The sequence below is a fragment of the Pullulanibacillus camelliae genome (genome assembly GCF_014642655.1).
Taxonomy (GTDB): domain Bacteria; phylum Bacillota; class Bacilli; order Bacillales; family Sporolactobacillaceae; genus Pullulanibacillus; species Pullulanibacillus camelliae.
The window spans coordinates 182,291-193,983 of record NZ_BMIR01000006.1; the positions used below are offsets into that span (position 1 = coordinate 182,291).

Genomic DNA, 11,693 nt, shown 5'->3' on the forward strand with positions numbered 1-11,693 from the left:
AAAAGAGTGAGGTTAGGGGATAACAGATGGGAAGCAGAGTAAGGGCAAAGAAGAAGCGGCGATGGCTTAGACTATCCTTATTAAGTCTATTCACATTTTTTATACTCATCGCTGTCTTTTGTATTTATCAATATAAAAATGGTGTATCTGAAGCAAGTAGTGGACAAATCAACCAAAAGGTTTTCGGAGATTTTAAAGGGAGTGAACCACACTATGGAGAGCTAAATGTTCTCTTACTGGGGAGTGATTCTAGAGGAGAAGCGCACGCCCGTTCGGATACACTAATGATCGCACATTACGATCAAAAATCGCATCAATTAAAGCTGGCTTCTATTATGAGAGATACATATGTGGATGTTCCGGGGCATGGAAAACAAAAAATTAATGCTGCGTTTGCCTTTGGGGGACCTGAGCTCGTCCGACAGACGCTTAAGGAAAACTTTGGTGTTGACATTAATTATTATGCCATTGTTGATTTTGAAGGTTTTTCAAAATTGGTGGATATTATTGCACCAAAAGGAATCGCAGTCAATATTCCTTACAAAATGTCCTATGGCATTGGCATGACGCTTGAACCAGGAAAACAAGTTTTGCACGGTGATAAATTATTGGGTTATGTGCGTTTTCGTCATGATCGTTTATCTGATTTTGGTCGTGTGGAGCGGCAGCAGGAGGTTTTACAAAAAATTAAGGATCAAGCTGTTCGGGTACAAAATATTGTCAAATTGCCTAAGCTTCTTGGCACAGCGACTCCATATATAGAAACGAATATAGACACTCCAACATTGCTGTCTATTGGTAAAGGGCTGATCACTGAGAAGAGCAAAAAGATTGATACCCTTCGCATCCCTGTTCAAAATTCTTATGAGAATGAAAGGGTTAATGTTGGAGATGTCTTGAATATTGATTTGGAAAAAAATAAGCAAGCCCTAAATGACTTTTTAAATTCAAGTGAAGAAGAGGGTAGGAGTCAAAAATAATCTGATATCTGCCCTTTGGCTAGTGGCCGATTCAACCGATGAAATACTACGGTTTGAGTCGGCCATTCTTGGTTTATTTTTGCAATTTGGATGATTGACTTTGAAGTGACACTTTAGTTTAAACAGCTGCCTATGCCATACAAAAGCCCTATGCATAGGATAAGAGTGCATGGTGATTCAAGTAATTAAAGGAGTGTCGTGTTTGAAGGGCATTATTTTAGCCGGAGGTAAGGGAACACGCCTTGCACCCTTTACAAAAATTATTAATAAACATCTCCTGCCAGTTGGTCCTCAGCCGATGATTTTTTGGTCAATCCAAAAACTGAGGGAAGCGGGTATGACGGAGCTATTAATAGTGACCAATCGCAAGGATTATGATGACTTTTATCAGATATTAGGTAAAGGTGACGCGTTAGGTGTGCATATCACCTATGCCTTCCAAAGAGAGGCAGGCGGCATTGCAGAGGCCGTTTATTTGGGCAAGGATTTTGTCAATCAAGAGCGGTGTGTTGTTTTACTAGGGGACAATATTTTTAAAGAGCCGCTCACCCAAATGATCAAAACGTTTAAACAACAAGAGGCAGGTGCCATGGTCCTTTTAAAAGAGGTCAGTGATCCTCGGAGGTATGGTGTGGCTGAAGTAGATGAAGCACAGCGTAGGATTAAGAAAATCGTGGAAAAACCACAGCGTCCCTTATCTCGTTATTGTGTGACCGGGGCATACCTTTATGATCATCAGGTCTTTGATTTAATTGAAGAGGTGATCCCTTCATCGAGAGGTGAACTGGAGATAACGGATGTGAATAATCTGTATATTGCTAAAAATGAGTTGACTTATCAGCTTTTACATGAGTGGTGGATTGATGCGGGGACGCATGATGCCTTATTTCGAGCAAATTGTCTCGTATATGAGGAGAAAGTGAAAGCGTCTTGCGAGAAGATGAATGAACACATTGAAGGGAATTGAAAGGATGGTGATGGCATGAACAAAAATTATAATCAAGCATCGTTTAATGCGTCGTATTACGAAACAGGCTTAGGGCCTATCCCCTACGATCGAAAGGCTGGGGAAGGCCATTGGCTCCATTTTTTTTCGAATGTCGCTGATCGCATTATAAAAGAACTGGAGGTCAAGCGCACTCTTGAAGTTGGCTGTGCAAAGGGCTTTTTAGTGGAAAGCTTGCGTGATAGAGGGATCGAGGCAAACGGTTTTGACATCTCAGAGTATGCCATTTCAGAAGTTAGGGAGGATATCGAGCCTTTTTGTAAAGTGGGATCAGCAGACGATCCTGACCAATATCACGGAACCTACGACCTCATTATTTGTATTGAGGTTTTAGAGCATGTGACTGCAGACATGGCAAAACGTGCGATTGAATTAATGTGCCGGCATAGCGCGCGGATCCTTTTTTCTTCGTCTCCTGATGATTTTGAGGAGGCCACACACATTAATGTACACCCGCCAAACTATTGGGATCGCCTTTTTGCGACGCAGGGCTTTTTACGTTCCTTTTCTTCCTGGCCCAGTGAGGCGGTAGCAGGCCATACCGTATTGTATGAACGCGCTGATCAGATGGAAGACGAGCGCAAAGCGACGATTGATTTAGAGGGAGCGCTTAGACGCCTTCAGGATATCTATCCCATTAAAGGGCAAGAAAAGCAAATACCTGTAGTGAACATGCAGCTGACTCAAGAGTTGATCAGTTTATTAAAGAAAAAAGAACAACTCAATAAAGAACGTGACTTTTATAAAAAGCAATCTGCTCTTCTTGAAACATGGAAGGCGGAGACGGAGCATTCAGAGCAGGATGTCTATACTCCGCTCAAACAAAATTTGCAAAAGCGGGATGATCAGCTATTAAAAGAGATTGATCATCTTCATCATATTCTAAATGCCGTGAATAGCAAGCTTATAGAGTGTCGACGGATGATGGATACGGCGCAATATCTTTGGGAAGAAGGAAAGAATCATTGGTTAAGTGAAACCGAGGATCATGATCCTGTTGCCTTTATGGTGCAAAAGCAGGAGAGCCAACAATTCAGCTATCGGCCCCTCATCAGTATTCTCACACCCGTATACAAAATCGACCATAGAATTTTAAAAGAAACGATTGAAAGTGTTCAAGGGCAATCCTATGATCGCTGGGAAATGTGTGTGACTTATACCGCTGATGAGACAGAAGAAAATATTCATTTTCTCGAAGAGCTTGGCAAACGGGATCCGCGATTTAAATGTCAAAGACTTCACACGAATCAAGGCATTTCTGACAATACAAATGCGTGTCTAAAGATGGCAGAAGGGGATTTTATCGCGTTTCTTGACCATGACGATCTCATCACCCAAAATGCGCTTTTTGAAATGGTTAAAGTAATGAATCGCTATCCTGAGGTCGATTTTATTTATTCTGACCGCGATATCATTGATCAGGATTCAAAAGAACGAGAAGCCCCTCTATTTAAACACGCTTGGTCATGGGTCACAATGCTTTCTGGTAACTATGCCATTCATTTTAGTGTTATTAAGCGCAAGCTCTTTGAAACGATTGGTGAGCTTCGTTCCAAGTACGATGGCGCTCAAGATCTAGACCTATTTTTAAGAGTGTCAGAGGCAACCGCGAATATTATTCATGTGCCAAAGGTTTTATATCATTGGCGGAAGGTGCCCAGCTCTGCAGCTTCAGGTATTGAAGCTAAGCCCTACGTTTTAGACAGACAGCTTGCCATTTTAAATGCCTATAAGAGTAGACGTGGTCTCAACTGCACCATAAAGCGGAACAAGGATGGAGAGATTCAAGTACAGTGGCAGTTAAAGGCTAGACGGCGATACCACGCCATAATTTATATGGATGATGGAGATGATGTCGCACGTGTTGGGGAAACACTAGATGCTTTAACGCGTCAATATTGCAAACCCTCACAGGTGGTCATCCTCTCTTCAAAGGCGGAGGCTATGCCGCAAGCTTTACGAGATAAATACGACCATTTAAATATAAGTTGGGTAAGCCCTGCCGCTGAAAAGATTGCGCTAACGAATCTAGAGATTCTTAGTGATTCCAACGTTAACTATCTTTTCATCCTTAAAGCAGGCGTTGTTTTTGATGATCGTAAAGTCAGTCATGATTTTATCGCCTGGCTAGAGGAAGCAGGATATAGTGGCGCTTCGGGTAAAATACTTGATCATAACGGGTTGATTCAAAACGCCGGCTACGTGATGACGCCACAAAAAGAGCTCATTGAACCCTATAAAAAATTGCTTCCAGGCTCAGGGACAACATATGGAAGCGCCAACTGGTATCGGCAATATCTGGCGGTTTCTGAATGCTGTTTTATGGTTAACCGTGAGCATGTTCAGCAAGCATTATTCAATTGGTCCATTCAAGCATTTAATAGAGAAAGCCTTCTAGGGTTACAGCATTTCATCTGTCAAGCCTATGAGACGAGTATGGTTTATGATCCTTTTATCTTAGTTGAGGCACCTCCTCTCCCACCTCTCAAGACTGTGACTAGGGAACTGCAAGGAGCTGACCCCTATTATCATCCAGCAGTTTGGGATTGGAATAGCGATGTATTAAAAAATAATGTGATGGATCGCAAAAAGAAATTGTTAAGTAAAGTGGATGTCTCGCAAGCAATGGGTGTAGAAATCGGCCCTTTGATGCGCCCGATTGTGACGAAAGAAGAGGGCCGAGTGTTTTACGTGGATCATACGACAACAGATGAGTTGATGAAAAAGTATGCGGATGATCCGAATGTCGATGTATCTATGATTGAGACAGTAGATTTTGTCTGGGGAGAAAAAACACTCCGTGAAGCTATTCCTTCTCACTATCAATTTGATTATGTGATTGCCTCGCATGTCATTGAGCATGTCCCTGATGTGATCGGCTGGTTAAATGAAATGGATGACATCTTAAAGGTAGGGGGGAAGGTCTGTCTAGCGATCCCAGATAAGCGATATACCTTTGATTATGCTCGAAGACTGACAACGGCGGCTGAATGGATTGATGCCTATTTGCATCAGATTAGACGCCCAAGTCCACGACAAATCTTTGATTTTTACGCACATGCTGTCCACATTGATGTTAAAGAGGCATGGGAGAGCCAGGTGAATCTTGAACAATGTGAGAAGTTTGGCTCAGATGAAATCGCTTGGGATTATTGTAAAAAAGGGATGGAGGAAGGGGCATATGTTGATGTCCACTGCTCCGTTTTTACAGCAGAGTCTTTTTGTCGCTTATTAAGGCAATTGTTCCAATTGAATTTACTGAATTTTAGAGTGGCGAAGTTTTATAAGCCCGAACCTTACACACTAGAATTTATCGTCATTTTGGAGAAGCTTCCCAAGTTTCAAGATTTAGATGAAAAGAAACGTCTACAGCTACAATCCTTGCCAGCGTTCGAAAATGATGAGAAGGCAGATGAAGAGAAAGGAGATGACAAGCAATGATTGACCAGGTACGAATAAAACGTCTCACAAAGCATTGTGACGACAGAGGCTACTTTGCGGAGCTCGTTAGAAACGATGAGAATTTACTTGCCCAATTCGGTCAGGCTTCGTTATCGATGAGTTATCCAGGTGTGATTAAAGCCTTTCATTATCATGAAAAACAGGATGACTTATGGTTTTTTCCATCAGGAAATGCCCAGGTTGTTCTCCATGATCTAAGACCGTCATCACCAACAACAGGGCAAACGGATGTTTATTATATGGGAGAGGAAAATCCCATTTTGTTACTCATTCCCAAAGGCGTGGCACATGGCTATCGCGTTTTAGGTGAAAAGCCGGCAACTATTCTTTATTTCACAACGGAATCTTATGATCCAGAGGCTCCAGATGAAAAACGTCTGCCGTATGATAGTGAACAGATTGGCTTTAGTTGGAAAACGGTATATCGCTAACAGGAAAGTGTGGGAAAGCCTGCACTTTCTTTTTTAAAAGATCAGAAAGTATAAAATTTCTGATCATGAAGGACGGTACGCGATTCCGTTCCAGGCCACTCGCTTTCCGCCGGGGAGTGGTAAGCCTCCTCGTGCTGCTGAGGTCTTACCGATCTCCCACTTCCCGCTGGACTCTAGTATCGCATCATGAGTTAACGTCGCCCGTGGACTACATGATTTTAGAGTGTTACGAATCTCGCGCCTTGCGCTCCCATCCATTTGATCAGGCAATGAAGCCTCTTTCATATTGGCTGATGCTCTATACTAAGGACAAGGACCGGGCATGCTTTTCGTCCGGTTTTTCTTATACTATCAGAATGTATAACTTCGCTGACGCGCATAAAGGAAGAGAGTATAAGGCGGGCTTTGATTTTCTCCACCTGAGGCTTGCGGGCACCCTAAGTGTGTGATTTGCATAAATCACGTCAGGAGTACCAGCGAAGTGGTGCAAGCCAAGTTTTCTAAGAGTTCTTGATGCTGTTGTGACCATAGCAAAGGAAGGTGCCGTTTTAACAAAATACAGCTACGAAATGGCAAGCAAAAATTCAGGGTGACATCAAATCCGCTATCCGAATATACATATAACGTTATTTTCAAATGAGAGGGGAGGAAGGTGAAATGGCGGCAAGTGATCAAAACATGCCGAGAGTGGATCAATTAATAGACGCCTTTCAGAGAAAGCCGTTATTATCGATTCTGTTGCCTGTCTATAATACGAAGGCGGAATGGCTAACGAGGTGTATTCAATCCGTTCGACAACAACAGTATCCTTATTGGGAGCTATGCATTGCTGATGATGCTTCGGATCATCCACATGTTCAGCGTATCCTGCGAGATTATGAAGCAATGGATGAACGGATTAAGGTGCATTATCGTCAGATCAATGGCCATATCTCAGAAGCCTCGAACACAGCGTTAAGGCTGGCGACGGGGGAATTTATTCTCTTGCTTGATCATGATGATGAATTATCAGAAGATGCCCTTTATGATGTAGCTAACGCGCTTAATCGCTTTCCAAATGCTGATATGCTCTATAGTGATGAAGATAAGCTCGATCATGAGGGGAAGAGATGTTATCCATTTTTGAAGCCGGATTGGTCACCAGAGACTTTTTTATCCCATATGTACACCTGTCATCTGGGTGTTTATCGCACGACCATTGCTCGAAAGATTGGTGGATTTAGAAAAGGGTTTGAGGGAGCTCAGGATTATGACTTTGTTCTAAGATTCACAGAGATAACTGACAGAGTCATCCATATTCCTAAAATCTTATATCATTGGCGTATGCATGAGAAATCCACAGCGGTTAATGTTAATGCCAAGACATATGCATTTGCTGCTGGGAAACGAGCGCTTCAGGAGGCGCTACAGCGTCGTGGTGAAGGAGGATGGGTTGAAAGCAGTTATTATTATCCAGGACAATATCGGGTGAGATATCCTTGTCCGACAGATCAGAGCATCTCCATTATTTTGCAAGTCAATGTATCGCGTTATGATTGGGTAGACTGGGTCGATCAGCTCCTAGACCATACCGATTATAAAAATGTTTCCTTCTTAATGCTCTTCACCTCAAATGATGTAAAGGCTGATAGTGTTCAACGGGTGAATAAGCATCCTCGGTGCCAAGCTGTTCACTTGCCCTCTGATTTTTCTTTAAAGGATTTACAGCGACGTTTGGATAGGGGGAGTATGGGCACGTGCTGTTTTTTTATTAAACGGCCCTTTAAAATGCCTCGATCTGACTGGCTAAAGGATCTCGCTGGTTATTGTCTGCGCCCGGCGATTCATTCAGTATACTGCAAAGTGTATCATCCTGACTATTCCTTTTATCCTGAAGTGATTTCTAATACGGTTCCCCATGATTATGATGGTGTGATGATGAAGCGCGAGGCTTTATTAAGGTATCCTATCGAGGATAGCGACACAATAGACTCTTGGTTAAAAAAGTTAGAAGGGAGAGCGGTGTTTATTCCCCTGTGATCCTGTTGCTGTTTTTCTGCTATTTCTAGTCTTAACCCGCATGAAGAGAGGAGTGCTTGTATGCCAAAAGTATCGATTATTTTGACGAGCTATAACCGCCCACGCTTAATTGGTTCAGTCATACAATCAGTGATTGATCAAACGTATGAGGAGTGGGAGCTATGGATCATGGACGATCATTCACAAGAAGAAACGGTTCAGGCGATTGCGCCATTTATAAGTGATCCGCGTGTGCATTTTTATAACAGTAAAATTGAAGATAAAGACAGGTATAAAACGACACGCTATGCAACACTGATAAATGAAGCCATCCGTTTGTCAGAGGGGGACTACATTTGTTATCTGACCGATGATACATTCTATTATCCTGACAAGCTGAGCAAAATGGTCACTTTTTTACAGGATCACCCACAGGTCGATGTTGTCTATTCCAGTCAGTGCGTTAAGCATACTGATCCAGCGTATCACGTTTTTTACGAAAGTGAAATCAAGGCTGAGACGATATTAGAGAAAGCTGCGTTTAAGGTGGATCATTGCTCTGTTATGCACACCAGAACCCTCGCACAAAAAGTACGTCAAAAGTACGGTGAGTATTGGGACGATGATCCGAAGTATTGGCATTGTGCAGATGCTGTATTTTGGTCACGATTAAATGATTTTGCTTGCTTTTATCCACTTCCAGAACCATTAGAGTATACACTGAAGGCCACCAATTGCTTCCAATATCTTTATGCCAATCTCCCTGAGGATATTCCTGATGGTACACTTGTTAAAGGATTGAAGGATGAACTCTTTTTAATTGAGAATCAAAAGCGGAGACCCATTTCAGAACAGATGTTTCGTGCGTTACAATACGAAAGCTCTAAAATCGTGATGATTCCTGATCCCTTCCTCTTTAGATATTCAGAAGGAATAAAGATTGCTGAAGATTCTCCATTACCTAATAAACGCTTGGTGACAGCGGATAACATCCATTATTACTATTTGCAGCAGGGATGCAAGTGTCTCATTGAAAATGAAGCCGCTTTTAGCAGATACCACTTTCAAGATATGCCTGCTATCCAGTTATCGGAAAAGCAAGTGATCGATTTACCAGACGGCTCGATGATTCGCGCATGCATTAAAACGATAGAAGATGCCCCAGAGCTTTTATATGTTTATGATGACCGCTATTTTCTCTATCATGATCATCTGCTACATGAGATGCAAATTGAAGTCGTTTTAAAATTAAAATTATCTCTGGCTCAAGCGGTGTCACTGACCGATAGAGAATTTCATTTATTTAAACAAGGCAAAGGTTATGAATGGAAGCTTCCAGTCTCTCAATTGATGTGACTCTTTAGAGAAGCGATGGACTCTAGCATGTCGCTCATGCGATGTGAAAAGGTATGCGCCTGCAAGACTTTTTGCTTGGCATGAGCTGCGATGGTCCGTCTTTCATCCTCTTCATGACAATATTTTTCTACGAATTGAACGCATTCTTTCATGGAGTTATAGGTCACGATCTCTTTGTCTTTTTCAAAGAAGCGAGAGACTTCCTCCATATTGGAAGTTAGCTGAAAAGCACCACAAGCGGCGATATCCCATGTGCGATTATTTAAACTTTTATTGATGACGCGCATCCTATTTTTATTTTCCTTCAGATCATAGGGGCGATGAGGATTAAGAGAAATTTTACTTTCATTATAGAGAGCGGCGGCTTCTGTAGGGGTTATCCAATGATCGATGATCGTTAGTCTTGGATCCTCAGACCAATCTGTCAGAAGTTCAGCCCATTTTTTTCCGACAACGACAATAGAATAGGGGCAATGCTCTAAGAAATAAGCGATCAGGGCTAGCCTCTCAGGATAGGGGAAACCTACCATATTGATATCGAAACGCTTCTGTCTATCGATCTCTCTCTCAAAAAATATACTCGGATTGGTGGCGAGAGGCAGATAGGTAACGTGCGGATGACCGGCTTCGGTATAGCGGCTTAAGGCATTTTGTTCAATGGTAAAAATGTGATCGTAGCGCTGGCTTAACGGAAGGGTCTGATCCATATAAAAGGGGTCTTCCGTAAACCAAACCACTTGTGGGATTGCATGTTCGCGCAAAACCTGCTGCATTTCCTCCTGTAGGACAAAGCCGGTTAATGTCAGCATGATGTCTGGTTTATTCTCTTCAATTGTTCCCTTAAGTGCCTCTGTCCCTTTATAGATAGTAAAGAGACAACAGGAATAACCTTGTTGCTCGATTGCTTCCTTAATTGAACGTTCGAAGTAATCATAAATACCTCCAAACCCAGAAGAAATGAGAAGAATATTCATCATGACACTCCTTTTTTAGAATAGATGAGGGTTGCTTGACTCACACATTGAGTGTTGTAGTCGTTGATGGCATGCTCGCGATCATTTTCGTAAAGTAGTTTAATAGTGTTTTAGGTCTATACTTTTCTTTAGGCGTTTGAATGAAGGGTGTTCTTGTAAAAAGAATAGGTCAGATTGATAGTCAATCTGACCTTTGCTTATTAACCGAGAGGGGCTAGGGTAATTGCTGCGATTTCTTGGCAATTAATGATGATGACACTACCCGTAGGTGTGACACCAGAGTTGTCGATAAAGGTAGCGCAGCAATTGTGATCATCAAAGCATGCGAAGGTTAAAGGTCCTAATCGAACATCACTACCTAATAACATGACAAATACGAGTCGACCTGGATCGAGTGCTCTTAATTGTTCACATGCGCAGCCTTTACAGTGATGTTTCTTATGCTTATGATCAAATTTAGGGTCATGTTCGAAGTGGTCACATCCGCACGATTTATCGTCAAATAGTCCCATGAATAACTCCTCCTTCGTTGAAATCCCTGAAAAGTTAGGGTACTATACTATATTACTTTGGACGTTTGAATGTATAGATTGATACCTATAAGAGAGTAAAATAGATATTTGTCATAGGAATAATCGATAGGAAGGCCGAAAAAAATGAACAATGAGGAAGGTTGCCATCAAAGAGATGTGCAACCCTGAGTAGGTGTATCTTATAGTATTCATGTAAGAGATTAAATGTGTTCAAAAGGATAAAAAATAGAGGAATGTACGGGTAGGTATGTACCTGTAAAAGGCCTAAATGTATCAATTGGTTAATGCTGCAATTTTGCTCTTAATATCATTACTGATTTCTTTTGTATCAATGGTGTAGGCTTTCCCTTTATAATGAATAACAATGGTTTTGGCTTTAGGCTGTCCTGTAATTTTGAGATGATTAGCTGATATGACATAATCCCCGTTGGCTTCCTTCTTGTAATGCGCGTGATTGAGCTGGTCTTCAAGAAGCGGCTGCAGTGTATGTTCATAGAAATGCGTTGGATCAGTCATAGGTGACGTTCCTTTTTTTAAGAGATCTGTTGGCGAATGTCCAACAAAAAGTAGGCATAATATCCCAATAATAAGAAGAATTAAAGCCAATTTTATTGCTGTACGAAATACAGCCCGCGCAATCAGAATAATAAGTATGATAGCGATGATACATAATAGCCAATGGTGAGTGATCGTGTCGATTAAAGTAGGCATGACAACACCTCCATTTATGATTATAGACGAAAAATGACGTGTGTCATACTTTATTCTTGAAAGAATAGTAACAGAGTGTGAAAAACAGGTTGTTCCTATGATCACCATACAATCATTATGGATATTTTTAGAAATAAATGTATGTGTAAAATAGTTCTCGGTGGTATTTCTACAAAATCCTAGCCAAAAAAGAAGAGGCACTCTATCATAAATGTATGCCTACCAGAGCAAATACATCGTAG

Annotated in this window: 9 protein-coding genes; 6 read left to right on the plus strand and 3 right to left on the minus strand. The window is 41.6% G+C overall.

The genetic code is table 11. The features are described 5' to 3' along the window. The first annotated feature begins 26 nt into the window (after positions 1-26). The 6 genes from IEW82_RS08540 to IEW82_RS08565 all read left to right on the plus strand — a co-directional run bounded on the left by IEW82_RS08540 (position 27) and on the right by IEW82_RS08565 (position 9,233). Complete coding sequence (locus IEW82_RS08540) at positions 27-980, plus strand: LCP family protein (protein WP_188692280.1); 954 nt, start codon at positions 27-29, stop codon at positions 978-980. A gap of 202 nt (positions 981-1,182) precedes the next feature. Further along, positions 1,183-1,947, plus strand: a complete 765-nt coding sequence (locus tag IEW82_RS08545) for a sugar phosphate nucleotidyltransferase (protein ID WP_188692284.1) — start codon at positions 1,183-1,185, stop codon at positions 1,945-1,947. Between the two features lie 15 nt (positions 1,948-1,962). Continuing rightward, positions 1,963-5,427, plus strand: coding sequence for a methyltransferase domain-containing protein (locus IEW82_RS08550; protein WP_188692289.1), 3,465 nt, complete (start codon positions 1,963-1,965; stop codon positions 5,425-5,427). After that, positions 5,424-5,879 carry a dTDP-4-dehydrorhamnose 3,5-epimerase family protein gene (locus tag IEW82_RS08555; protein WP_188692294.1) on the plus strand — a complete coding sequence of 152 codons (456 nt, stop codon included), beginning with the start codon at positions 5,424-5,426 and terminating at the stop codon, positions 5,877-5,879. Before IEW82_RS08550 ends, IEW82_RS08555 begins: the two co-directional genes overlap by 4 nt. 657 nt (positions 5,880-6,536) lie before the next feature. Further along, positions 6,537-7,898: a glycosyltransferase family 2 protein gene (locus tag IEW82_RS08560; protein ID WP_229672448.1), complete on the plus strand. Its 1,362-nt coding sequence runs from the start codon at positions 6,537-6,539 to the stop codon at positions 7,896-7,898. A 60-nt stretch (positions 7,899-7,958) separates the two neighbouring features. Further along, on the plus strand, positions 7,959-9,233 hold the full coding sequence (locus IEW82_RS08565) for a glycosyltransferase family 2 protein (RefSeq protein WP_188692301.1): 1,275 nt from the start codon (positions 7,959-7,961) through the stop codon (positions 9,231-9,233). On the opposite strand, the gene IEW82_RS08570 is transcribed toward IEW82_RS08565, so the two are convergent. The 3 genes from IEW82_RS08570 to IEW82_RS08580 form a co-directional block, all read right to left on the minus strand. Further along, positions 9,221-10,210: a CgeB family protein gene (locus tag IEW82_RS08570; protein ID WP_188692304.1), complete on the minus strand. Its 990-nt coding sequence runs from the start codon at positions 10,208-10,210 to the stop codon at positions 9,221-9,223. The genes IEW82_RS08565 and IEW82_RS08570 overlap by 13 nt on opposite strands. 197 nt (positions 10,211-10,407) lie before the next feature. After that, a complete protein-coding gene (locus IEW82_RS08575) occupies positions 10,408-10,719 on the minus strand; it encodes a hydrolase (RefSeq protein WP_188692308.1) in 312 nt (103 codons plus the stop codon). A 294-nt stretch (positions 10,720-11,013) separates the two neighbouring features. Further along, positions 11,014-11,451, minus strand: coding sequence for a hypothetical protein (locus IEW82_RS08580; RefSeq protein WP_188692311.1), 438 nt, complete (start codon positions 11,449-11,451; stop codon positions 11,014-11,016). Positions 11,452-11,693 lie beyond the last annotated feature (242 nt).

Excerpts from the sequence above, each read along its gene's own strand:
- IEW82_RS08565 (WP_188692301.1), top strand. The coding sequence starts at position 7,959 with ATGCCAAAAGTATCGATTATTTTGACGAGCTATAACCGCCCACGCTTA.
- IEW82_RS08570 (WP_188692304.1), bottom strand. The coding sequence starts at position 10,210 with ATGATGAATATTCTTCTCATTTCTTCTGGGTTTGGAGGTATTTATGAT.
- IEW82_RS08580 (WP_188692311.1), bottom strand. The coding sequence starts at position 11,451 with ATGCCTACTTTAATCGACACGATCACTCACCATTGGCTATTATGTATC.
- IEW82_RS08540 (WP_188692280.1), top strand. The coding sequence starts at position 27 with ATGGGAAGCAGAGTAAGGGCAAAGAAGAAGCGGCGATGGCTTAGACTA.
- IEW82_RS08560 (WP_229672448.1), top strand. The coding sequence starts at position 6,537 with ATGGCGGCAAGTGATCAAAACATGCCGAGAGTGGATCAATTAATAGAC.
- IEW82_RS08555 (WP_188692294.1), top strand. The coding sequence starts at position 5,424 with ATGATTGACCAGGTACGAATAAAACGTCTCACAAAGCATTGTGACGAC.
- IEW82_RS08550 (WP_188692289.1), top strand. The coding sequence starts at position 1,963 with ATGAACAAAAATTATAATCAAGCATCGTTTAATGCGTCGTATTACGAA.
- IEW82_RS08575 (WP_188692308.1), bottom strand. The coding sequence starts at position 10,719 with ATGGGACTATTTGACGATAAATCGTGCGGATGTGACCACTTCGAACAT.